Origin of the sequence: Streptomyces sp. M2CJ-2 (assembly GCF_016757295.1) — a bacterium.
In the GTDB taxonomy this organism is placed as follows: Bacteria; Actinomycetota; Actinomycetes; order Streptomycetales; family Streptomycetaceae; genus Streptomyces.
Map to the genome: position 1 here is coordinate 41,645 of NZ_JAESIF010000029.1, position 23,067 is coordinate 64,711.

The window sequence follows — 23,067 nt, forward strand, 5'->3', positions numbered from 1 at the left end:
CCGGCACGGCCCACGGCACGCTCCCATGGTCCACGGCGCACTCCCCCTGGCCCCGGCAACCGGCAACCGACATCCCCCAGTTGTGCCCACCCCATGGATACGGGTCAGGGGCCCGCAGCGAGAGCTGCTGGGCCCCTGACCCGTAGTGGGGTCCGCCCCCGACCTCGGGGAGTCACGCCGCCAGGCTGCGCTCAGCGTTCTGCGGGGTCTTGGCGGTGTCTTCGGCGAGGTAGCGCTCGATCGAGTCGTCGAGTTCTTCGAGCCACGGTGTGTGGTGCTCGGCGGCCAGGGTTCCCGTCATGACCGAGCGGTAGGCACGGTCGCGGTAGCCCATGATGTCGGCCTTCTTGTCGCGCTTCCACGCGAGGAAGATCTCGACGACCCGGTCGAGGTCGAACTCGGGGTAGTCCGTCTGCCGCAGCAGATCACGCACGTAGTCGGCCTGGAAGCGGACCTCTTCGGCGTCCGAGGAAAGCTTCTCGAAACGTTCCCGCCACTCGGCGATGGAGGCGGAGCGTTCGGTCTCCGACGGCAGCTCGGCGCGGCCCAGGATGAGGTCGCGTACGTACCAGGCCTGCGCGTCGAACATGTTGAAGGTGAACCACTGGTCCTGCGCGCCGAGGTAGGCCAGACGCGGGTTGTCCTGCCACACGACACCGCGGTAAAGGCCGTCCGGGTACACGTTGTTCGGGGAGATCAGCGCGAGCTCGTCGGGCAGGAACGGGTACTTGTGCAGGTAGCCGGTGCACAGGATGACGGCGTCGATGTGCTTCGAGGTGTCGTCGGTGAAGTGGACCGTGTTGCCCTCGATGCGCTTGATGACGGGGCGTTCCTCGAAGCCCTCGGGCCAGTCGTAGCCCATCGGCGCGGAACGATAGCTCGCCGTCACCGAGCGTGCGCCCATCTTGAACGCCTGGCTGCCGATGTCCTCGGCCGAGTAGCTGGAGCCGACGACGAGGACGTCCTGCCCCTTGAAGGCTTCCGCGCCGCGGAAGTCGTGCGCGTGGGCGATGTACCCGGGGAAGGTCTCGATGCCAGGGAAGTGCGGCACGTTGGGGAAAGCGAAGTGGCCGCTGGCGACGACCACATGGTCGAACTCCTCGGTCGTCGTTTCTCCGGTGGTGAGATTCTCGACCGTGAGCGTGAAGACCTCACGCTCGGCGTCGTATTCCGTCCAGCGCACGACGGTCTGGAAACGGATGAAATCGCGCACGTTCGTCTTCTTCAGCCGGGCGGCGATGTAGTCCCACAGAACCGGGCGCGGCGGGTATGAGGAGACGGCGCGACCGAAGTGCTCGTCGAAGGTGTAATCAGCGAACTCCAGCGCTTCCTTCGGCGCATTCGACCACAGATTGCGGTACATGCTCGAGTGCACGGGCTCGCCGTACTCGTCGAGTCCGGTGCGCCAGGTGAAGTTCCACTGGCCACCCCAGTCAGCCTGTTTCTCAAAACAGACAATCTCGGGGATGTCCGCCCCCGCGCGCGCTGCGGTCTCAAAGGCCCGCAGCTGAGCCATGCCCGAGGGGCCGGCACCGATAATCGCTACTCTTTTTCTGTTCGTCACGTATGTCCTTTTATTTTCGCCGTGCGGCCCTGCGCCCACCCTCACGGGCAGGAGGGAGCCATCCGGTCGCCAAAATCCGCACGTATCGACCGGTCCAGAGAGGCAGCTTTCTTTCGACCGTAGCAGGATTGGCTCAATTGCGCTAATTTGCTGTCGCAATCAACGATGTCAACCCGTCGGAGGTGCGGGCCGCGACAGTCGGTCCGGCCGTGCGGCTACAGGTCGACATCAAGCCCCGCTCTTGGTGGACGAACTGCAGCTTTGCCACCTCGTCGGGTGCGACGGGGGTCATCTGCCGGGCTGGCCGCGAAGGTCGTCGCCCTGCATGTCTTCACCCTTTGAACTTCACATCGGCAACGCGGCGGAAAGGGTGGATGGCGACCTGGCGGAAATGTGCCCGACCGTAGCGCCTTCCCGGTCTGCGCAATCTCATTCCTCCGAGATGCGGAAGGAAGCGGATCCGTAATCTGGTTCTCCGTCTTGTCCGAGTGAAGGTGTGGCAGGGGTGCCTCGGGGCTCGGCCTGCCTGCCTCGGGCCGTCGCCTGCCGGAGGCGGGCGGTGCGAGGTCGATGAGGGTGCGGGTGGCCCGGCTGAGGGTGGTGTGGCGGCGGTGCACGACGGCGAAGTGGTCGTGGAGTCTCGGCCGCGGCGGGGCGGAGTGGAGCCGGCGCGATAGCCGGCCGTCACCCGAAGGTCGCGGCCCTCGGCCCGGTGGAGCTGCACCTCCGCCGGATCGAGTGGCACGCCGAAGGGGCGGCGGACTTCCAGAGCTTCCTGCGCCGCAAGGGCGACGCCACCGCGACCGTCGAGGGGACCTGGCCGCTGTGCGAGCCGGCCGGCGAGCGGGTCTGACCCGGTACCACGGGAAGCCTCGGCGGGGCGTGCGTGGTCGGGGCGTTCGGGGTCAGAACGGGTACCAGCGGACGGTCGGGTCGCCGTTCCGGAGGGACGCCACGCGGCGCTCGAACTCGGCCAGGGCCTTCGGGTTGCTCGGCGCGTGCTGGGAGACCCAGGCGCAACTGGCCGTCTCCCGTGCGCCGCGCAGCACCGCGCAGCCCTCCCAGGCACGCACGTCCCAGCCGTACGTCTCGGTGAAGGACGCGTACGCCTCGTCCGACAGCCCGTAGCGGTCGTGGGACAGGGCCATGACCACCAGATCGTGCTCGCGCAGATCGGCCGAGAAGGTCTCCAGGTCGACCAGGACCGGCCCGTCCGGCCCGACGTGCACGTTCCGGGGCAGCGCGTCCCCGTGGACGGGTCCCGGCGGCAGATGGGGCGTCAGTGCCGCGGCGGCCGCCGCGAAACCGTCGCGCCGCTCGCGCAGATATGCGGCGTCCTCGGGGTCGATCGCCTCGCCCGCGAGCCGCAGCCAGCGTTCCACACCGCCCAGCAGCTCGCGGGGCGGCAGCCCGAAGGAGGGAGTGGGCAGGGCGTGCACCACCCGCAGCAGTGCGGCCAGGTCCCGGGGCTCGGCGGGCCGTACCGGCGCGGGCAGCCGGTGCCACACCGTCACCGGGTACCCCTCGGCCAGCAGCGCCCGGGGCTCCGCCGCCCGCACCGCGGGTACGCCGGCCTCGGCGAGCCACAGAGCGACGGCCAGCTCCCGGCGGGCCCGCTCCAGCAGGCCGCCGTCACGGCCGACCTTGACGACCAGGTCACCGGCGGCGAACACCGCGTTCTCGCCCAGGGCGAGCAGCCGCGCGTCCCGGGCGGCCGCGCGCCCCGGCAGTACGCCCGCCGCCAGGACGTCCCGCGCCCGTGCCTCGTCCATCCGTCCGCCTCCGTGCCTGTCTCCGTGCCCGCATCCGGTCGTCCGACCGTGTCCGCACCGTCGGTAAGTCTCGCATTCGCACAGGTCGGCCGAGTGCGGCGTGTCCCGGTACCCGGCGCGGCAGGCCGGCCAGGGGGAAGGCGACGGCTCCCGCAGGTACGGCGTCGGCACTCTCAATGTGGTTGCACGAGACGTATCGTCTCGCCTAGGGTCGGGGCATGACCAGTCCCGCTCACATCGCCATGTTCTCCATCGCCGCCCACGGCCACGTGAACCCGAGCCTCGAAGTGGTCCGCGAACTCGTGGCGCGTGGCCACCGGGTGACGTACGCGATCCCGCCGGTCTTCGCGGACAAGGTCGCCGAGACCGGAGCCGAGGTGAAGCTCTGGAACTCCACGCTGCCCTCGCCCGACGACGACCCGGAGGCATGGGGGAGCACCCTGCTGGACAACGTGGAGCCGTTCCTCGACGACGCGATCCAGGCACTTCCGCAGCTGATCGAGGCCTACGAGGGGGACACCCCCGACCTGGTGCTGCACGACATCACCTCCTACCCGGCGCGCGTGCTCGGCCACCGCTGGGGCGTGCCCGTGGTCTCCCTCTCACCGAACCTCGTCGCCTGGGAGGGATACGAGAAGGAGGTCGGCGAGCCGATGTGGGAGGGGCCGCTGAGGACCGAGCGCGGCCAGGCCTACTACGCCCGCTTCCGCGCCTGGCTGGAGGAGAACGGGATCACCGAGCACCCCGACCCGTTCGTGGGCCGCCCAGCCCGCTCCCTCGTCCTGATCCCGAAGGCGCTGCAGCCCAACGCCGACCGGGTCGACGAGAGCGTGCACACCTTCGTCGGCGCCTGCCAGGGCGACCGGAGCGCCGAGGGGCGGTGGCAGCGGCCCTCCGGCGCGGAGCAGGTCGTCCTGGTGTCGCTCGGATCCTCGTTCACCAAGCAGCCGGACTTCTACCGGGAGTGCCTCAAGGCCTTCGGCGACCTGCCCGGCCGGCATCTGGTGCTCCAGATCGGCAAGCACGTCGACCCCGCCGAACTGGGCGACGTGCCGGCCGACGTCGAGGTGCGGTCCTGGGTGCCGCAGCTCGCGGTCCTGAGACAGGCCGACCTGTTCATCACCCACGCGGGTGCCGGCGGCAGCCAGGAAGGACTGGCCACGGCCACACCGATGATCGCCGTACCCCAGGCCGTGGACCAGTTCGGCAACGCGGACATGCTCCAGGCACTCGGCGTCGCCCGGCACGTTCCGGCCGGGGAGGCGACCGCGGAGGCTCTGCGCGCGGCGGCCCGCGACCTCGTCGGCGACCCGGAGGTCGCCCGCCGACTGAAGCAGATCCAGGCGGAGATGGCCCAGGAAGGCGGCACCCACAGGGCGGCCGACCTCATCGAGGCGGAGCTGCCCGAACGGAGGTAGCCGCGAGGAGCGGGGGCCCGGCGACTGTGCCGGGCCCCCGCTCCTCGCTCCCGCGGAATGCCGAGATGCCGGAATGCCGGGGTCAGACCCCCACCCGCTCGCCCTCGTCCTCCTTCGCCGCCGCCGGGGCCACCGGCTCCGGCGACTCGTCGTGGGTCAGGTCGGGCATCCGGTGCAGCCACTTCGGCAGGTACCAGTTGCGTTCGCCGAGCAGCGCCATCACCGCCGGGAGCAGCACGCCCCGGATGATCGTCGCGTCGATGAGCACCGCCGCCGCCAGCCCCACGCCCATCTGCTTCATGGACTGCATGGACAGCGTCCCGAAGATCGCGAACACGGCGACCATGATGACCGCGGCGCTGGTGATGACACCCGCCGTGGTGACCACACCGTGCTGGATCGCATCCCGCGTCGTACGGCCCCGCAGCCGGGCCTCGCGGATCCGGGAGACCACGAACACGTGGTAGTCCATCGACAGGCCGAACAGGATCACGAAGAGGAACAGCGGCAGCCAGGTGATGATCGCGCCGACACCCTCCGCGCCCACCAGGGAAGCGCCCCAGCCGTGCTGGAACACGGCCACGAGGATGCCGTACGCGGCGGCCACCGACAGCAGGTTCAGCACGATCGAGGTGATCGCGATCGTCAGCGAGCGGAACGACAGCAGCATCAGCAGGAAGGCGAAGACCACCACGAAGACGAAGACCGGGACGACCGATCCGACCAGTTGGTCGTTGAAGTCCTCGGACCCGGCGACCTGCCCGGTGACCGGCGCCTCGACGCCGTCCACCGAGCCCAGCGTGGCGGGCCGTACCTCGTCGCGCAGTCCGCACCGCCCCCTCGCTCCGTCCCGCGTGGACACGGCCGTCGTGCCCGGCCCCACGGGGCACGACGGCCGCCCTATCGTGTGGGCATGGCGACGACATACGCGGCGCTGCTGCGCGGGATCAACGTGGGCGGCGGCAGAAGAGTCCCGATGGCCGAACTGCGCACCCTGATGGAGGGCCTCGGCCACGAAGCGGTGCGCACCCACCTCCAGAGCGGCCAGGCCGTGTTCACCTCCCCGCACGGCGACGAGGAGTCGCTGGCCGCCGGACTCGCGGAGGCGATCGAGCGGCACTTCGGCTTCGCCGTCGACGTGATCGTGCGCGACCACGCCTATTTACGGGGCGTCGCCGACGCCTGCCCGTTCCCGGCCGCCGAACTGGCCCCCAGGCAACTCCACGTCACCTACTTCTCCGCCGCCGTGGACGCCGACCGCTTCGCGCAGATCGACGGGGCGGCCCACCTGCCCGAGGAGTTCCGCCTCGGCGACCGCGCCCTCTACCTGTACGCACCGGACGGCCTCGGCCGCTCCGGACTCGCCGAGCAACTGGCCAGGCCCCGGATCACCAGGGGCGTCATCGCCACCACCCGCAACTGGAACACCGTCGTCAAGCTCGTGGAGCTCACCCGTGCATGAGGAGAACAAGGCCGTGGACGCCGCCATCGAGGGCGAACTGAAACTCCTGGACCCCGAGGTGCGCCGCTCGCCCGAGCGGGTCGGGGCGCTGCTGCATCCGGAGTTCGTCGAGTTCGGTGCCTCCGGACGGGTCTGGGACCGTGACTCGATCATCGCCCTGCTCGCCGACGAACACGTGTCGGGGGACCTGGCCGGCACCGTCTCCGACATCAAGGCCACGCGGCTCGCCCCCGACGTCGTCCATCTCACCTTCGAAACGGACCACAACGGCCGCCGCGCGCGCCGCAGTTCGCTGTGGCGTCGCACCGGCCAGGACTGGCTCCTCTACTTCCACCAGGGGACGCTGTTCGACCCGGACGAGGAGTGACCGGCCGGTGCGCACCCGGGGCCGCACACCCTTGAGTCCGCGCCGTCAGGCTCCCAGCGCCGCCAGCGCCGGCGTCCGTGCCGCGTCGTACCGCTCCAGCAGGACCCGCGCCACCTCGGGGGCCGGGCCCAGCACGTCCGCCCGTACGTCCGCCGCCGCCGCGCCCCGCGCGATGCGGTCCGGGAGGAAGCCGGGGGCGAGCACGTAAGGGGCGACGGCGACGCGCTCGCAGCCGAGGGCGTGCAGCTCCCGCACCGCGTCCTCGGTGCGGGGGAAGCCCGCGGGAGAACCGGCGGAGGCGAACGCAGGCCGCACGGCGCACCAACCGGTGTGCCGCCACTCCCGCGCGATTGCTGCGATCACTGCGATCGCCTCCGGGTCGGTGGACCCCGCCGAGGCCAGGACGACCCCGGTCGAGGACTTGTCGGCGGGGGTGAGACCCGCCTCGTACAGCCGGCGTTCCAGCGCGGCGAGGAGCAGGGGGGACGGGCCCAGGACGTCCGCCTGACGGACGCGCAGCCGGGCGGGCGCCTCCGCGAGGACCGCCGGGATGTCCGTCTTGGCGTGGAAGGCGCGGGTCAGCAGCAGCGGGAGGGCCACCACGTCGCGCACCCCCTCCGCCGCGAGGGACTCCAGCACCCCCGGCACGGAGGGGAGGTTGAAGTCGAGGAAGCCGGTCTCCACCCGCAGTCCCGGCCGCAGCGACCGCACCCGCCGTACCAGGGCGTGCACGGTCGCGGCGTGCCGCGGATCGCGGCTGCCGTGGGCGATGACGAGAAGTACCGGTCGGCGCACGGTCGGCTCAGTCCTTCGCCAGCAGGCCGCGGCTGCGCAGGACCCACCGCTCCAACGGGCTGAAGATCAGCAGGTCGATGGCGACACCCACGGTCAGGATCAGCAGGATCGCCTCGAACACCATGGCCATGTCGCTGGCGTTGCGGCCGTTCTCCAGCAGCTGCCCGAGGCCGATGCCGAGGTCCGGGAACGACGCGATGATCTCCGCGGCCATCAGCGAGCGCCAGGAGAACGCCCAGCCCTGCTTCAGGCCCGCCACATAGCCGGGCAGCGCGGCCGGCAGCACGATGTGCCAGGTGCCCTTCAGCCCCGTCGCGCCGAGCGTGCGGCCGGCCCGCACGAACAGCGGGGACACCTGGTCGACGCCGGAGACCAGGCCGTTGGCGATGGAGGGGACCGCGCCGAGCAGGATCACCGCGTACATCATCTGGTTGTTCAGGCCCAGCCAGATCACGGCCGGCGGCACCCACGCCACCGACGGCAGGGACTGCAGCCCGGACAGGATCGGGCCGAGCGCCGCGCGCACGAACCTCACCCGCGCCACCAGCAGACCCAGCGGGGTGCCGATCAGCAGCGCGAAGAAGAAGCCGAGCAGTCCGCGCGAGACGCTGGTCCAGATGTAGCCGAGCAGTTCGCCCTCCAGCCACGCCTGCCGCAGGACGTCCCACACGGCGCCCGGCGAGGGCAGCTTGGTGGGATCGTCGACGATCCTGAACGAGACCAGCGCCTGCCACACCGCCAGCACCAGGGCGACGGCGAGGAGCGGCGGCAGGATCTTCTCGACGAACGTCCGACGCCACGGCTTGCGGCCCCGCTGCACCGTCTCCAGTGCGTCGAGCCCCGCCTCCAGACCGGCGAGGTCGCCGTCCTTGGCGGTCGTCTCAGTGCTTGCCATGACGGCGGATCTCCCCACGGAGTTCTTCGGTGATCTCGACGGACAGTTCCGCCACCGCGGTGTCCTCGATACGGCGCGGGTGCTCGATGTCCACCGTCCACTGGCGGGCGATCCGGCCCGGCCGGGACGACAGCAGCACCACCCGCCCGGCGAGCCGGACGGCCTCGCGCACGTTGTGCGTGACGAACAGGACGGACAGCCGGCCCGCGGCGGAGCCGCTGGTGTTCGCGGTGTGCCACACCCGGGTCAGCTCGTCGTGCAGCACGTCCCGCGTGATGGCGTCCAGCGCCGCGAACGGCTCGTCCATCAGCAGCAGCCTGCTCTCCTGGGCGAGCGCCCGCGCCAGCGCCACCCGCTGGCGCATACCGCCGGACAGCTCGTGCACCCGCTTGCCGTGGGCGCCCTTCAGCCGGACCAGTTCCAGCAGCTCCTCGGCCCGGCCGCGGCGCTCGGACTTCGGCACGCCCCTCAGCCTCAGGGCGAGTTCGATGTTCTTGCCCGCGGTCAGCCAGGGGAACAGCGCGTGCTCCTGGAACATCAGCGCCGGGCGGCCGTCCGTGCTGATCGTGCCGGCGGTGGGCCGGTCGAGGCCCGCGACCAGGTTGAGCAGCGTGGACTTGCCGCAGCCCGAGGCGCCCAGCAGGGTGACGAACTCGCCCGGTGCGACATCGAGGCTGATGTCGTCCAGGACGAGCTGCTGCCCGGCCGGGCCCGGATACGACTTCGAGACGTGCTCGATCCGGGCGGCGTGGGTGGCTGTCGTCTCGGCGCCGTCGGCGGCCTTGGCGAGGGTCGTGGCCATGGTCGTCACCTCCTGGGACGTTTCTTCGGGGTCAGGGGTCAGGGGTCAGCCGGCGCCGAGACCGGCGTCGTCGAAGGCGGGTGCGCCCTCGGCCGCGAGGACCTTGTCGAGGAGCGTGAGGTCGTAGACGCCGTTCAGGTCGGGCTTCTCCAACAGGCCCGCCGCGACGGCGTGTTCCGCCTGGGCCTCGAGGGTGGCGGCCAGCGGGTCGTCGGTGAACCGGATCGACTTCCACGCCGGGTCCAGCACGTCGGCGGGCAGGGCCTTGCCGGAGTCGGCCGCCAGCTGCTCGTTGGCGGCGGCCCTGGCCTCGTCCGGGTGGGCGTTGATCCACCGGTTGGTCCTGACCGACGCCCTGAGCACCGCCTCGACGGCCTTCGGGTGCTTCTCCAGGAACTCCTGGCGCACGACGATGCTCGTGATGACGAACTCCTCGTCGGGCCACAGCGAGGCCTCGTCCAGCAGCACCTTCCCGCCCTCGGCGACCAGTCTCGACGCGGTGGGCTCCGGCACCCACGCCCCGTCGACCGACCCGGCCGCGAAGGCGTCCGGGGTCACCTTGTTGTCGCTGCGGACGACCGTCACATCGCCTTTGCCGCTCTGCGGATCGACCGTCCAGCCCTGTTCGGAAGCCCAGTTGAGGAACGCCACGTCCTGTGTGTTGCCGAGCTGCGGTGTCGCGATCCGCTTGCCCTCGACGTCCTCGAGCGACTTCACCCGGTCCGGGTTCACCACCAGCTTCACCCCGCCGGACGCCGAACCGCCGATGATCCGCAGGTTCTTGCCGCGCGACTTGACGTAGCCGTTGATCGCCGGGGAGGGGCCGATCCAGCCGATGTCGATCGAACCGGAGTTGAGCGCCTCGATCTCGGACGGCCCCGCGTTGAAGACCGCGTACCGCGCCTCGGTGGCACCGAGCTCCTTCTGGAAGAAGCCCTTCCGGTTGCCCACCAGCGCGGTCCCGTGGGTGAGGTTGCCGAAGTAGCCGATCCGGACCGAGTCGAGGCCGTCGGTCTTCCGCGCCCCGGCGGCGATGTCGGCCGCGCCCTCGTCCTTGGCCTGGGAGCCGTAGCCGCACCCGGCGAGGGCGAGCAGTACCAGCGTGGCCGTCACGGCGAACGCGCGGCGCGGGGCGGAGGTGGCAGGCACGGGAGGTGTTCCTCTCGGAGGCCCGGCGGTCACGGACCCTCAGGTCGCGGCCGGGCGGTCAGCGGGTTTTCGCCTACGGCGACGGGTGCTGAGGGCGCGGGGGCGGTGCGCGCACGTCATCGCGCACATCGGGCCACCCCGCCCCGCCCTCCGCCGCACTCCGTCCGCAGGGAGCCGTGCATCGTCAGAAGTCCCATCCGTCGTCCTCGTCCGCGCCCTTGACGGGCTCGGGGGCGGCGAAGGACTCGCCGGCCATGCCCGCGGTGAGCGTGGTGCCGTCGTTCGGATCGATGAGGATGAACGAACCGGTGCGCCGAGAGTTCGCGTACGAGTCGGCCGGCAGCGGCTCGGCGGTACGGATCTTCACCCGGCCGATGTCGTTGGCGACGAGCTGCCCGGGGTGCGGGTGCAGGGACAGGTCGTCCAGCGTCAGCCGGGCCGGGATGTCCTTCACGATCGCCTTGACCGTGCGGGTCCCGTGCTTGAGCAGCACCCGGTGGCCGACGGTCAGCGGCTGGTCGGCGACATGGCACACGGTGGCCTCGACGTCCTGCGTGGTGGCCGGCGCGTCCTTGCTCGGGACCAGCAGGTCACCGCGGGAGATGTCGATGTCGTCCGCCAGCAGCAGCGTCACCGACTGCGGTGTCCAGGCCGCCTCGACGGGCTTGCCCAGCAGGTCGATCCCGGTGATCGTCGTCGTCCGGCCGGACGGCAGCACGGTCACCTCGTCGCCGGTGCGGAACGTCCCCGCGGCGATCTGACCGGCGTACCCCCGGTAGTCCGGGTGCGCGGCGCTCTGCGGCCGGATCACGTACTGCACGGGCAGCCGGGCGTGGCAGTGCGCCAGGTCGTGGCTGACCGGCACCGTCTCCAGGTGCTCCAGCACCGTCGGGCCGCCGTACCAGTCCATGTGCGCCGACGGCTCCACGACGTTGTCGCCGACGAGCGCCGAGATCGGGATCGCGGTGACCTCCGGCACGCCCAGCTCGGTCGCGTACGCCGTGAACTCCTCGGCGATCCGCGCGAACACCGCCTCCTCGTAGCCGGTCAGGTCCATCTTGTTGACGGCGAGGACGACATGGGGCACGCGCAGCAGGGCGGCGATGGCGGCGTGCCGCCGGGTCTGCTCGACGACGCCGTTGCGGGCGTCGACCAGGATGACGGTCAGCTCCGCGGTGGAGGCACCGGTGACCATGTTGCGGGTGTACTGCACATGGCCCGGGGTGTCGGCGAGGATGAACCGGCGCCGCGGCGTGGCGAAGTAACGGTACGCCACGTCGATGGTGATGCCCTGTTCCCGCTCGGCCCGCAGCCCGTCGGTGAGCAGGGCGAGGTCGGGGGCCTCCTGGCCGCGGCTCACCGACGCCCGCTCCACGGCCTCGAGCTGGTCGGTGAGGACCGACTTGGAGTCGTGCAGCAGCCGGCCCACCAGGGTGGACTTGCCGTCGTCGACGGAACCGGCGGTGGCGAACCGCAGCAGGGTCGTCTCCGCGAGCGCCTCGCTCGTGATCGTGCTCATGTCTAGAAGTACCCCTCGCGCTTGCGGTCTTCCATCGCTGCCTCGGAGAGCTTGTCGTCGGCGCGGGTGGCCCCGCGCTCGGTCAGCCGGGAGGCGGCGATCTCGGTGATCACCTTCTCGATGGAGTCGGCCCCGGAGTCGACCGCGCCGGTGCAGGACATGTCGCCCACCGTCCGGTAGCGGACGAGCCGCTTCTCGACGCGCTCGCCGTCCTTCGGGCCGCCCCAGTCGCCGGCGGTCAGCCACATGCCGCCCCGCCGGAACACCTCGCGCCGGTGGGCGTAGTAGATCTGCGGGAGTTCGATGCCCTCGCGGGCGATGTACTGCCACACGTCCAGCTCGGTCCAGTTGGACAGCGGGAACACCCGGACGTGCTCCCCGGGGGCGTGCCGGCCGTTGTAGAGGTTCCACAGTTCGGGCCGCTGGCGGCGGGGATCCCACTGGGAGAACTCGTCGCGCAGGGAGAACACCCGTTCCTTGGCACGGGCCTTCTCCTCGTCGCGGCGGCCACCGCCGAACACGGCGTCGAACCTCTCGGCGGCGATCTTCTCGGTGAGCGGCAGCGTCTGGAGCGGGTTGCGGGTGCCGTCGGGGCGTTCGCGCAGCACTCCGCGGTCGATGTAGTCCTGCACGGAGGCGACGTGCAGCCGCAGCCCGTGCCGCGCGACCGTGCGGTCGCGGTAGTCGAGGACCTCGGGGAAGTTGTGCCCGGTGTCGACGTGCAGCAGCGAGAAGGGGACGGGCGCCGGAGCGAAGGCCTTCAGCGCCAGGTGCAGCATCAGGATGGAGTCCTTGCCGCCGGAGAAGAGGATCACCGGGTTCTCGAACTCGCCCGCGACCTCGCGGAAGATGTGCACCGCCTCCGACTCGAGGGCGTCGAGGTGGGAGAGGGTGTACGGCTCGGCCGCACCGCCGGTGCCCTCGCCGCCCGTCTCGACCGTGGCCACGGTTGTCATGCCAGTCCCCTTTCGCTCAGCAGGGCGTGCACCGCCGCGGCGGATTCCTGGACGGTCTGGTGCTGCGACTCGATGCGCAGATCGGGTGAGACGGGAGCCTCGTACGGGTCGTCCACCCCGGTCAGGCCGGTGAGTTCGCCCGCGGCCTGCTGGGCGTACAGACCCTTCACGTCGCGTGCGGAGCACACCTCGAGCGGAGTCGCCACATGCACCTCGAGGTACGACGTGCCGTTCGTCTCGTGCCGCCCCCGGACCGCGTCCCGGCTGTCGGCGTACGGCGCGATCACCGGGACCAGCGCGGTGACGCCGTTGCGGGCGAGCAGTTCGGCGACGAAGCCGATGCGCTGCACGTTGGTGTGCCGGTCCTCACGGCTGAAGCCGAGGCCCGCGGAGAGGAACTCGCGGATCTCGTCGCCGTCGAGCAGTTCGACACGTCGGCCCTCCGCGCGCAGCCGGCCGGCCAGTTCGTGGGCGATGGTGGTCTTGCCTGCGCTCGGCAGACCAGTGAGCCAGACGGTGGCTCCGGTCGTCACGTCGGTCTCCTGGTTCGTGGGGGAAGCTGAGAGTGCTGCGGGTGCCGAGGGCGCTGTCATGGTCAGCCGTGCAGTCCGCACTCGGTCTTGGCGCGGCCCGCCCAGCGTCCGGCGCGGGCGTCCTCGCCCTCCAGCACGCGGCGGGTGCAGGGGGCGCAGCCCACCGAGGCGTAACCGTCCGTCAGCAGCGGGTTGGTGAGCACGCCGTGCTCGGCGACGTAGGCGTCCACGTCGTCCTGGGTCCAGCGGGCGATGGGGGAGATCTTGACCTTCTGCCGCTTCTCGTCCCAGCCGACGACCGGGGTGTCCGCCCGGGACGGGGACTCGTCGCGGCGCAGCCCGGTCGCCCAGGACAGGTAGTCCCGCAGGCCCTCCTCCAGCGGCCGCACCTTGCGCAGCGCGCAGCACAGGTCGGGGTCGCGGTCGTGCAGCTTCGGCCCGTACTCGGCGTCCTGCTCCGCGACCGTCTGCCGCGGGGTGAGCGTGATGACGTTGACGTCCATCACGGCCTCCACCGCGTCCCGGGTGCCGATGGTCTCCTCGAAGTGGTAGCCGGTGTCGAGGAACACCACGTCGACGCCGGGCAGGGCGCGGGAGGCGAGATGGGCGACCACCGCGTCCTCCATCGAGGAGGTCACACAGAACCGCGGGCCGAAGGTCTCGGCGGCCCACGTCAGGATCTCCAGTGCGGAGGCGTCCTCCAGGTCGCGGCCCGCCTGCTCGGCCAGCGCCCTCAAGTCGTCGGTGGAGCGCTCTTCCTGAACCGCCGTCATATCCGGTCCCCTCCCGTGTCGGGTCGCTCGATTCCGCGGGCGAGCAGCCCGAGGAACTTCAGCCGGAAGCCCCGATTGCACGCCCCGCACTCCCAGGCCCCCGGTCCCTCCTCGCCGGGGCGCAGGTCCTCGTCACCGCAGTAGGGGCAGTAGAAGGGCGCGGCCCGCTCACTCACGACAGGGCCTCCGCATCGGCACGCGCGGCCCAGGTGGCGAACCGCTCGCCTTCCTCGCGCTCCGCCTGGAAGCGCTTCAGCACCCGCTCGATGTAGTCCGGCAGCTCGTCCGAGGTGACCTTCAGACCGCGTACCTTGCGGCCGAAGGCCGGCTCCAGGCCGAGCGCGCCGCCCAGGTGCACCTGGTAGCCGCTGACCTGCCGGCCCTCGGCATCGGTGACCAGCTGCCCCTTGAGACCGATGTCCGCGGTCTGGATACGGGCGCAGGCGTTCGGGCAGCCGTTGATGTTGATGGTGAGCGGCTCGCCGAAGTCGGGCAGCCGGCGCTCCAGTTCGTCGATGAGCTCGCTGCCGCGTTCCTTGGTCTCCACGATGGCGAGCTTGCAGAACTCGATGCCGGTGCAGGCCATCGTGCCGCGCCGGAAGGGGGACGGCTCGACCCGCAGGTCCAGCGCCTCCAGGGCGTCGACGAGGGAGTCCACCCGGTCCTGCGGCACGTCCAGGACGATCATCTTCTGCTCGGCCGTGGTGGAGACCCGCCCCGAGCCGTGCTCCTCGGCCAGCGCGGCGACCTTGGTGAGCAGCGAGCCGTCCATCCGGCCCACCCGCGGCGCGAAGCCGACGTAGAACCGGCCGTCCTTCTGGCGGTGCACCCCGATGTGGTCGCGCCACTGCTGCGCGGGCATCTCGGGCGCCGGACCGTCGGTCAGCCTGCGGCCCAGGTAGTCGTCCTCCAGGACCTGGCGGAACTTCTCCGGCCCCCAGTCGGCGACCAGGAACTTCAGCCGCGCCCGGTTGCGCAGCCGCCGGTAGCCGTGGTCGCGGAAGATGGAGATGACGCCCTCCCACACGTCGGGCACGTCCGCCTCGGGCACCCAGGCCCCCAGCCGCACCCCGAACTTGGGGTTGGTCGACAGGCCGCCGCCGACCCACAGGTCGAAGCCGGGACCGTGCTCGGGGTGGACCACGCCGACGAAGGACACGTCGTTGATCTCGTGGGCGACGTCCAGCAGAGGGGAGCCGGAGACGGCCGTCTTGAACTTGCGCGGCAGGTTGGAGAAGCGCGGGTCGCCGAGGTAGCGGCGGGCGATCTCGTCCAGCGCCGCCGAGCCGTCGATGATCTCGTCCTCGGCGACCCCGGCGACGGGGGAGCCGAGCATGCCGCGCGGGGTGTCGCCGCAGGCCTCCGTGGTGGACAGGCCGACCGCCTCGAGCCGCTCCCAGATCGCGGGCACGTCCTCGATGCGGATCCAGTGGTACTGGATGTTCTGCCGGTCGGTGATGTCGGCGGTGCCGCGGGCGTAGGTCTCGGCGACCTCGCCGATCACGCGCAGCTGCTCCGTGGTGAGCCGTCCGCCGGTGACGCGGACCCGCATCATGAAGTACCGGTCCTCGAGCTCCTCGGGCTCCAGCACACCGGTACGGCCGCCGTCGATCCCGGGACGCCGCTGGGTGTACAGGCCCCACCAGCGCAGCCGGCCGCGCAGGTCGTTGGGGTCGATCGAGTCGAAACCCCGCTTCGAGTAGATCGTCTCAACACGTGTCCGCACGTTGAGACCGTCGTCGTCCTTCTTGAACTGCTCGTTCGCGTTGAGCGGTGTGAAGTGCCCCGCGGCCCACTGGCCCTCTCCGCGGTGACGGCTCACCTTGCGGCGGGGGGTCGCGGCGGCAGGATTCTGCGGACTGGCGGCCATGGCTGATACGTCCTTCGGGACAGGCGGGAGGCGGCTTTGACCTGCGCATGACGAAACGGGCGCAAGTGCGCGTCATCACACGGGAGTTCAGTCGAGGAGAAGCGGGGTGGAACGGAGCGGAGAAGGGCTGTCGGGTACTGCTGAACGTGCTCTCAGCGCGCCGGACAGATGGCGCTGGACATACGGCCGAGGTCGACGTGACGCCGACTCACCAAGGCGATTCCCGTTCCAGGCATGACGGAAGCGTGGCACGGAGATCTGGACACAGTCCAGCTTCATCCATGATGCGGACGCGCATGTCTCGGAATGGGAGACGCCGGTGTCCTTGGCCCCAGGAGGCCCGGGCGCTCTCGTCCACGCGGTCCGAGCGGGGTGGACGGCGCTGCCCGGGTGGGGCGGGCGCGCCGTCGAGGGAGACGAACGTGCTGCTCAGGCGGGGTGGGCTCCCGGCCACGGGCCCGGTGTGGCGACCTCGGGCTCTTCCTCGACCTTGGTGTCGAACAGCCTGAAGCCCCGGCGCCGGTAGTTGTCCATGGCGTACTCGCCGTCCTTGCTGCACGTGTGCAGCCAGACCCGACTGGTCGGCTTCAGCCCGGGCCAGCGCTCCGCCAGGTCCCAGGCCCGCGCGACACCGTACGACAGCAGGTGCCCGCCGATGCGCCGGCCCCGGAAGGCGGAGATCAGCCCGAAGTAGACGATCTCCACGACCCCGTCGTCCTGCGCCTCCAGCTCCACGTACCCCGCGGGCGTCCCCCGGTCGTAGGCCACCCAGGTCTCCACGCCGGGCCGGTCCAGGTGCTCCAGCCACTGCGCGTACGTCCACCCCAGCCGGTCGGTCCACCGGATGTCACCGCCGACCGAGGCGTACAGGAAACGGCTGAACTCGGGGGAGGGCACCTCGGAACGGGCGATCCGCACGTCCCCCTCGGGCACGGCGGCCGGCAGGAGGTCGGTGGGCGCGGTCTGCTCCAGGGACCAGGTGGTCACGGTGATGGTCGTCATGCCGGAAAGGGAACCATCCGGCACGGACGTCTGTCGAACGCCTGAGGGACGAGGCGGAGGGGCCCGAAGCAGCGGTCGGGTCGGACCAGGCCCCGGTGCAGGTCCTACTCCAGGGAGTGGTCGACGGAGTCCAGCGGCAGGGCGAAGAGCATGCGGCCGGACTGGGACCACACCTCGCCGGTCTCCTGCCAGTAGGAGAGGGACGCCGCCGGCCCGCTCCAGCAGCGGTGCGTCTCGTCCGCCCCGCACCGGGTGGGCCGCGCCCCCTCCCCGTCCTGCCGCCACAGCGTCCCGCGCTCCTCCGGCGTCCCGGTCATCCGGCCCAGATACCAGCCCGACCCGTACGACAGCACGCTGCGCACATCCGTCAGCTCCGTCTCGTACGCCGCGACCACGTCCGCCTGCCCCACGGAGTCCGTGGCCAGCAGCCCTCGGCGGGAACGGTCGTCGTCGAACGCGTACCGCCACAGCCGGGTCGGCCCGTCCTGCTCCTTCGACACCGCCTCGTGCGCGACCAGGCTGTCCGGCGCCGTGCTGCGGTCCAGCGAGATACCGCCCGGCTGCGGGGCGTTCACGTCGGCCGTCCGGTACGAGGCGACGGCCGGCAGCACGTACCGCGCCCCGGCCGCCGACCAGCCGCCGGGCACCCGCCCGACCGTCGCACCGTCCACGGTGGCCCGCTGGACGCGGTCCACGTCGTACACGTACAGCGCGCTGCCGTCCCCCCGGCCGGCGGTGACCAGCAGCTTGTCCTGGTACCAGACCATGCCGGACACGGGGGAGACCAGCCCCCGGTAGTCGTGGCCCTCGTCCACCGGGACGGCGAGCTGTGCCCAGGTGTAGCGGAGGTCGTCGGGGTCGCCGGCGTCGATGAACGCGACGCGCGCGAGACCCTGACCCGGGCCGGCGGCCGCGGGGCCCTCCGCCGGGGTGCCGTCCGCCGAGGTGTCGCCCTGGCTCCAGCCGGAGAGCACCACCCGGCTCGGACCCCAGTGGCCGTCGTCGTCGGCGTCCCCGGACGTGGTGACGGCGCCGGAACGCCAGCCCTCGACGTCGGCGCCGTCCCAGCAGTACGCGCGCGTGGCGGCCGGTTCGACGGGCAGCGCCCGCCTGTCGTCCTCCGGACAGGCCGCCGCGTCCCGCAGGGAACCGTCGGTGTCGTCGAGCACGGCCCGGACGCCGACGGGCCGGCCCATCTCCGCGGAGAGCCGGTCGAGCCACTCCGGGGGCACACTGCCCTCGGTCAGCCGCAGCGGCGCGGTCTCGGCGGACGCGGTCAGCGGCTTCAACGCCCCGGGGTCGTCGGCATCGGTGGCCTGCGACGTGCTGATCATGGTGGCCGCCGCGGTGAGCGCGAGCGCGGTCCCGGCCAGCGTCGCCCGCAGCGCCCTGCCCCGTCTGCGACGGCGATGTCTGCCGCGATGCTTCATAACGTCCTCCCGAGGCAAGCCAACTGCGTCCGGTGGTCCGACCGTTGACCGTGGAGCAGGTGGGGTGGCCCGTACGGGGATGCTACGGCAGGGGGACCCGCCGAGGGACGAAGACCCGGCAAATGTGCGGAACACGTGACCCCCGGGGCCCCGGACACGTTCCGGAGCCGCACCCCGGGACGGGGTGACGGACCGGTGACACCACTGCGGGCTCGGGGCTCGGGGCTCACGACTCCGGGTGCCGGCGGCCGCCCAGCGCCGGAGCCGTCGAGTGCGGGAGGAGGTCACGCGGGTCGTCCGGAAGGAGGACGTCCACCTCGGCATCCTCCACGAACCGGTACGGGCGGTGCTCCAGCAGACCGCCCAGATAGCGCCGTACCCGGGACATCTCCGCACGCACCGTCACCGTACGGGCCGGGTCCCCGAACAGGTCCTCGGCCAGACCCGCGGCGCTGCGGCCGGTCCGCCGCACGGCCAGCAGATACAGCAGCTCGGCGTGGCGGGGGCTCAGCCTCCGGGACCAGGAGCCCGCCCCGCCGGACACCTCCACCGACCCGCCGCGCGGCCCCCGGAGATCCAGCACGATCCGGCTCGCCGCGCGGGGCACCGGCTCGTCCGCCACCCGCACCAGCCAGCCTTCGGCCAGCGGCTCCAGCGAGCACCGGCCCAGTGCCGGCAGCCACCGCGTCCCGGCCGACACCGGTCCGGGCAGCGTCAGCCGGCTCTCGTACGGCATCCCGGTCACCGCGGCCGTCCACCCGTGCCGGTCCACCACCATGGCCCGCCCGCCCACCCGGGCCAGTACCGGCGCTGCGATCGCCCGCAGCCGCTCCAGCGACAGCAGATGGTGCTCCCGCAGCCGGGCCTCGGCGAGCTTGGCCACCGCCTCGACCCAGGCCAGCGTGGCCGGATGCATCGTCTCCAGCGGCCCGCTCACATCCACCACACCGATCGGCCGCCCGTCCCGGGGATCGGTCAGGGGCGCCCCCGCACACGTCCAGGAGGCCTGCGACCGGGCGAAATGCTCGGCGGCGGAGACCTGCACCGGCCGCCCGGCCACCGCGGGGGTCCCCACACCGTTGGTGCCGACGACGTCCTCACGCCAGTCCGCGCCCACCGCCAGACCGATGCCGTCCGCCTTGCGCAGCACCGCCGTACTGCCCTCCCGCCACAGCACCCGGCCGTCCGCGTCGGCCACCACCATGATGTGGCAGGCGACGTCCGTGAACGGCAGCAGCCCCTCCCGCAGCACCGGCAGCACATGCCGCAGGGCCGAACCCTCCCGCCGCCGCTGCACCTCCGCGCGGGACAGCAGCCCGGCCCGGGCGTCGTGGTCCGGATCGACGCCGCTGCGCAGCATCCGCTCCCAGGACTCGGCGATCACCGGGCGGGGCGCCACGGGTGCGCGCCGTCCGGCGAGCGTCGCGCTGCGGACCTCGTTCAGCAGCCGGGCCGTGAGCGCCGTGTCGACGCCGGTCAGCTGCGTCACGTCCGTCGGCGAGAGCACCACTCATCCTCCCGGGCAAGGGCTCGGAGGGCAGCCGCACCCACGGCCCGCGGCCGCGCCCCCCGAGATCCGTTCTGGCTGTCCGTCCCATAGTGCCGTGTACCTCCGGCGAGGGCGTTCGGTACCGACACGGACAGCAGCAAGTTGCAACCCTCTGCAACCCTGGTGGAGCGCCCCGCACTGTTTGAAACTTGAGCGACGCCGTCCCGAGCGGCGTCCACGGCTCCACGGGGCCCGTGCGGCGGGGGTGGTGCCGTGTCGGCGCAGCACCACCCCCGCGTCACGCCGGCTCCGGCCGGGCCCGCGCCACGACCGCCGCGAGGTCGAGGGTGTGCGGCAGCGTCCCGAACGACGCGCCCCCGTCACCGCCCAGCCGGGCCGCGCAGAACGCGTCGGCGACCTGCGACGGCGCGTACCGCACCAGCAGCGAGCCCTGGAGCACCAGCGCGAGCCGCTCCACCAGCCGCCGCGCCCGCCCCTCGACGCCCTCCAGATCGGCCAGCTCGGTCAGCAGGTCCCGGATCGCGCCGTCCAGCCGGTGGTCGGCCCCGCGCGCCCGCCCGACCTCCCGCAGGTACGCGTCCAGCGCCCCCGGCTCCCGGCGCAGCGCCCGCAGCACGTCCAGCGCCTGGATGTTGCCCGCGCCCTCCCACACCGAGTTCAGCGGCGACTCGCGCACCAGCCGGGGCATCCCCGACTCCTCCACGTACCCGTTGCCGCCCAGGCACTCCGCCGCCTCCACGACGAGCGGCGCGCACCGCTTCGTCACCCAGTACTTGGCCGCCGGCACGGCGATCCGCAGCAGCGCCCGCTCCTGCTCGCCCCCGTCGTCACAGGCCGCGGCCAGCCGCAGCGCCAGCGTGGTGGCCGCCTCCGACTCCAGGGCGAGATCGGCCAGCACGTTGCGCATCAGCGGCTGGTCGACCAGCTTCCCGCCGAACGCCTCCCGGTACGCGCAGTGGTGCACCGCCTGCGCGACGGCCTGGCGCATCAGCCCCGCAGAGCCCAGCACGCAGTCCAGCCGGGTCGCCGCCACCATCCCGATGACGGTGTGCACCCCGCGCCCCTCGTCCCCGACCCGCCGCGCCCAGGTCCCCGCGAACTCGACCTCGGCGGACGCGTTGGACCGGTTGCCCAGCTTGTCCTTGAGCCGCTGGAGGAGGAACACGTTGCGCGAGCCGTCCGCGAGCACGCGCGGCACCAGGAAGCACGTGAGCCCACCGGGCGCCTGCGCCAGCACCAGGAACGCGTCCGACATGGGCGCCGAGCAGAACCACTTGTGCCCGGTCAGCTCGTACGCGCCGTCCTCGGCCAGCGGCCGCGCGGACGTCGTGTTCGCGCGCACGTCGCTGCCGCCCTGCTTCTCCGTCATGGCCATCCCGAAGAGCACACCGGCCTTCTCGTGGGCCGGCCGCAGTCCCCGGTCGTACACCGGCGACGCCAGCCGAGGCTCCCACTCGGCGGCCAGCGCCGGGTCCGCGCGCAGGGCGGGCACGGCCGCGTGCGTCATCGACAGCGGGCAGCAGGTGCCGGCCGCGACCTGCGTCCACACCACGAACGCCGCCGCCCGCCGCACATGCCCGCCCGGCTGCCCCCACGCGCCCGTCAGCCCCGCCGAGACCCCCTTGCCGAGCAGCCGGTGCCAGGCCGGATGGAAGTCGACCTCGTCGATCCGGTGCCCGTACCGGTCGTGGCTGCGCAGCCGCGGCGGGTTCTCGTCGGCCTGCACCCCCCACTCCTGCACCTGCGCGGAACCGGAGGTCCGGCCGAGTCCCGACAGCTCGGACCGGCCCTCGTCCAGCACCGCCGGGTCCAGATGCCGCTCGACCGCCTCCGTCAGCGCCCGGTCGGCGGCGAACACGTCGTACTGCGTCAGCGGCGGTGCCTGGTTGGTCACGGTGTGCGTGCTCCCTGCCATGACGACGAACCTACCCGCCGCCCCCGCCACCCGTCCCACCTCGTGACCCTTCGGGTGAGGGCGGCCGGGCACGGCGGATACCTTTGGGTCGTGCAGCCAGCAAGCGAATCCCCCGACGCGCCCTCCGGTCGACTTCACAGGGCCCGCGCCCTGTACCGCAACGTCTCCAAACGCAAGACCGTCTGGCTGCTGCTCAAGGACACCGTCAACTCCTGCATGGAGTACCGCATCCTGGGCCTGGCCGCCGAGGCGGCCTTCTTCACCCTGCTGTCGGTGCCCCCGCTGCTGCTCAGCATCATCGGTCTGCTCGGCTACGTCGACTCCTGGACCGGCGCCGACACCATCCAGAGCCTGCAGACCAACCTCCTCGAGGCGTCCCGCGCCGTGCTGTCCGACCGGGGAGTGAAGCAGATCGCCGAGCCGATCCTGCACGACGTCACGAAAGGCGGCAGACCCGACGTCATCTCCATCGGCTTCCTGTTCGCCGTGTGGTCGGGCTCCCGCGCGGTGAACGTCTTCATCGACACCATCACCGTGATGTACGGCCTCGACGGGGTGCGCGGCATCGTCAAGACCCGCCTGGTGGCCTTCCTGCTGTTCATCGCGGCCCTGCTGATCGGCTCGGTCGCACTGCCCCTGATGGTGGCGGGCCCGGACGCCGTCGTCCGCGTCGTCCCCTGGTCGACGACGCTCGTGCAGATCCTGTACTGGCCGGTGGTGATCCTGCTGTCGGTCGCCTTCCTGACCACGCTCTACCACGTCTCCGTACCCGTGCGGTCCCCGTGGATCGAGGACGTGCCCGGCGCGCTGGTCGCCCTCGCCATGTGGGTGATCGGCAGCATCCTGCTGCGGATCTACCTGACCAACACCGTCGAGGGCCCCACCATCTACGGCTCCCTCGCGGCCCCCGTCGCCGTCCTGCTGTGGATCGGCGTGTCCGCCTTCGCCGTCCTCGTGGGGGCTGCGGTCAACGCCGCCATCGACCGGGTCTGGCCGGCCGCCGCGACGGCCGCCGCCCGCGAGGCCAACGAGCGGCTGCGGCAGGAGCAGGTCGCCGAGTACGTCGCCCGCACCTCCGCCGCGGCCGACGACGACACCGACCCGGACATGCCCGCCGAGTTCCCCGAACGCTGGTCCCGCTTCCTGCCCCCCGAGGACGTCACGGCCCGCCTGCGCACCCACGTGAAGAACAGCCACCACCCGAGGAACGGCGAGGAGCAGACGGGATCGTCGGACGACGAGAGGTGAGCCCGACCGTCCGGCGGCGACGCATCCCGCCAGGACGCACCGGGTCCCGATTCGGTCACGGAGAACGGACGGAGTTGCTTCTTAGGT

Annotated in this window: 21 protein-coding genes and 2 pseudogenes; 5 read left to right on the plus strand and 18 right to left on the minus strand. The window is 71.9% G+C overall.

The features are described 5' to 3' along the window. Positions 1–172: 172 nt before the first annotated feature. Positions 173–1,609 (minus strand): NAD(P)/FAD-dependent oxidoreductase, encoded by a 1,437-nt coding sequence (locus JL475_RS21725; protein ID WP_307825126.1) that lies wholly within the window; start codon positions 1,607–1,609, stop codon positions 173–175. Positions 1,610–2,228: 619 nt separating this feature from the next. On the opposite strand from JL475_RS21725, the pseudogene JL475_RS21730 reads away from it, so the two are divergent. Then, a pseudogene (locus JL475_RS21730) lies at positions 2,229–2,417 on the plus strand (3'-5' exonuclease); the annotation flags it as partial. A gap of 52 nt (positions 2,418–2,469) precedes the next feature. Here JL475_RS21730 and JL475_RS21735 read toward each other — a convergent pair. Beyond that, the gene (locus JL475_RS21735; protein ID WP_202279486.1) at positions 2,470–3,336 is read right to left on the minus strand and encodes an aminoglycoside phosphotransferase family protein; all 867 of its coding nucleotides are present in this window, start codon (positions 3,334–3,336) and stop codon (positions 2,470–2,472) included. A 218-nt stretch (positions 3,337–3,554) separates the two neighbouring features. On the opposite strand from JL475_RS21735, the gene mgt reads away from it, so the two are divergent. Beyond that, on the plus strand, positions 3,555–4,754 hold the full coding sequence (mgt, locus tag JL475_RS21740) for a macrolide-inactivating glycosyltransferase (protein ID WP_202279487.1): 1,200 nt from the start codon (positions 3,555–3,557) through the stop codon (positions 4,752–4,754). Positions 4,755–4,836: 82 nt separating this feature from the next. Here the strand turns inward: mgt and JL475_RS21745 are convergent. Further along, positions 4,837–5,580 (minus strand): annotated as a pseudogene (locus JL475_RS21745) (MMPL family transporter); the annotation flags it as partial. A gap of 87 nt (positions 5,581–5,667) precedes the next feature. On the opposite strand from JL475_RS21745, the gene JL475_RS21750 reads away from it, so the two are divergent. Both JL475_RS21750 and JL475_RS21755 read left to right on the plus strand, forming a co-directional pair. Next, entirely contained in the window at positions 5,668–6,216 is a 549-nt protein-coding gene (locus JL475_RS21750) for a DUF1697 domain-containing protein (protein WP_202279488.1), read from the plus strand. Beyond that, positions 6,209–6,583 carry a DUF4440 domain-containing protein gene (locus JL475_RS21755; protein ID WP_202279489.1) on the plus strand — a complete coding sequence of 125 codons (375 nt, stop codon included), beginning with the start codon at positions 6,209–6,211 and terminating at the stop codon, positions 6,581–6,583. Before JL475_RS21750 ends, JL475_RS21755 begins: the two co-directional genes overlap by 8 nt. Positions 6,584–6,628: 45 nt before the next feature. Here the strand turns inward: JL475_RS21755 and JL475_RS21760 are convergent, their stop codons facing one another. The 15 genes from JL475_RS21760 to JL475_RS21825 all read right to left on the minus strand — a co-directional run bounded on the left by JL475_RS21760 (position 6,629) and on the right by JL475_RS21825 (position 21,732). Continuing rightward, positions 6,629–7,378, minus strand: coding sequence for a sirohydrochlorin chelatase (locus JL475_RS21760; protein WP_202279490.1), 750 nt, complete (start codon positions 7,376–7,378; stop codon positions 6,629–6,631). Between the two features lie 7 nt (positions 7,379–7,385). Beyond that, the gene (locus JL475_RS21765) at positions 7,386–8,273 is read right to left on the minus strand and encodes an ABC transporter permease (protein WP_202279491.1); all 888 of its coding nucleotides are present in this window, start codon (positions 8,271–8,273) and stop codon (positions 7,386–7,388) included. Further along, the gene (locus JL475_RS21770; RefSeq protein ID WP_202279492.1) at positions 8,260–9,075 is read right to left on the minus strand and encodes an ABC transporter ATP-binding protein; all 816 of its coding nucleotides are present in this window, start codon (positions 9,073–9,075) and stop codon (positions 8,260–8,262) included. The genes JL475_RS21765 and JL475_RS21770 overlap by 14 nt, the downstream gene beginning before the upstream one ends. Positions 9,076–9,120: 45 nt before the next feature. Beyond that, positions 9,121–10,224, minus strand: a complete 1,104-nt coding sequence (locus tag JL475_RS21775; protein WP_202279493.1) for an aliphatic sulfonate ABC transporter substrate-binding protein — start codon at positions 10,222–10,224, stop codon at positions 9,121–9,123. A 184-nt stretch (positions 10,225–10,408) separates the two neighbouring features. After that, positions 10,409–11,743 carry a sulfate adenylyltransferase subunit 1 gene (locus JL475_RS21780; RefSeq protein WP_202279494.1) on the minus strand — a complete coding sequence of 445 codons (1,335 nt, stop codon included), beginning with the start codon at positions 11,741–11,743 and terminating at the stop codon, positions 10,409–10,411. A 2-nt stretch (positions 11,744–11,745) separates the two neighbouring features. Next, complete coding sequence (gene cysD, locus JL475_RS21785; RefSeq protein ID WP_202279495.1) at positions 11,746–12,699, minus strand: sulfate adenylyltransferase subunit CysD; 954 nt, start codon at positions 12,697–12,699, stop codon at positions 11,746–11,748. Next, a complete protein-coding gene (gene cysC, locus JL475_RS21790; protein WP_202279496.1) occupies positions 12,696–13,232 on the minus strand; it encodes an adenylyl-sulfate kinase in 537 nt (178 codons plus the stop codon). Before cysC ends, cysD begins: the two co-directional genes overlap by 4 nt. Before the next feature lie 62 nt (positions 13,233–13,294). Further along, the gene (locus tag JL475_RS21795; protein WP_202279497.1) at positions 13,295–14,005 is read right to left on the minus strand and encodes a phosphoadenylyl-sulfate reductase; all 711 of its coding nucleotides are present in this window, start codon (positions 14,003–14,005) and stop codon (positions 13,295–13,297) included. Continuing rightward, positions 14,002–14,181, minus strand: a complete 180-nt coding sequence (locus JL475_RS21800; protein WP_202279498.1) for a hypothetical protein — start codon at positions 14,179–14,181, stop codon at positions 14,002–14,004. Before JL475_RS21800 ends, JL475_RS21795 begins: the two co-directional genes overlap by 4 nt. Then, entirely contained in the window at positions 14,178–15,875 is a 1,698-nt protein-coding gene (locus tag JL475_RS21805; protein WP_202279499.1) for a nitrite/sulfite reductase, read from the minus strand. Before JL475_RS21805 ends, JL475_RS21800 begins: the two co-directional genes overlap by 4 nt. Before the next feature lie 152 nt (positions 15,876–16,027). Beyond that, positions 16,028–16,111: a putative leader peptide gene (locus JL475_RS41725; protein WP_310887545.1), complete on the minus strand. Its 84-nt coding sequence runs from the start codon at positions 16,109–16,111 to the stop codon at positions 16,028–16,030. A gap of 193 nt (positions 16,112–16,304) precedes the next feature. Then, a complete protein-coding gene (locus JL475_RS21810; protein ID WP_202279500.1) occupies positions 16,305–16,877 on the minus strand; it encodes a GNAT family N-acetyltransferase in 573 nt (190 codons plus the stop codon). A gap of 104 nt (positions 16,878–16,981) precedes the next feature. Continuing rightward, positions 16,982–18,307, minus strand: a complete 1,326-nt coding sequence (locus JL475_RS21815) for a hypothetical protein (RefSeq protein WP_202279501.1) — start codon at positions 18,305–18,307, stop codon at positions 16,982–16,984. A 226-nt stretch (positions 18,308–18,533) separates the two neighbouring features. Beyond that, a complete protein-coding gene (locus JL475_RS21820) occupies positions 18,534–19,817 on the minus strand; it encodes a GAF domain-containing protein (RefSeq protein ID WP_202279502.1) in 1,284 nt (427 codons plus the stop codon). 277 nt (positions 19,818–20,094) lie between these two features. Further along, on the minus strand, positions 20,095–21,732 hold the full coding sequence (locus tag JL475_RS21825) for an acyl-CoA dehydrogenase family protein (protein WP_202279503.1): 1,638 nt from the start codon (positions 21,730–21,732) through the stop codon (positions 20,095–20,097). Positions 21,733–21,822: 90 nt separating this feature from the next. On the opposite strand from JL475_RS21825, the gene JL475_RS21830 reads away from it, so the two are divergent. After that, positions 21,823–22,980 carry a YihY/virulence factor BrkB family protein gene (locus JL475_RS21830; RefSeq protein WP_202279504.1) on the plus strand — a complete coding sequence of 386 codons (1,158 nt, stop codon included), beginning with the start codon at positions 21,823–21,825 and terminating at the stop codon, positions 22,978–22,980. Positions 22,981–23,067: the final 87 nt, after the last annotated feature.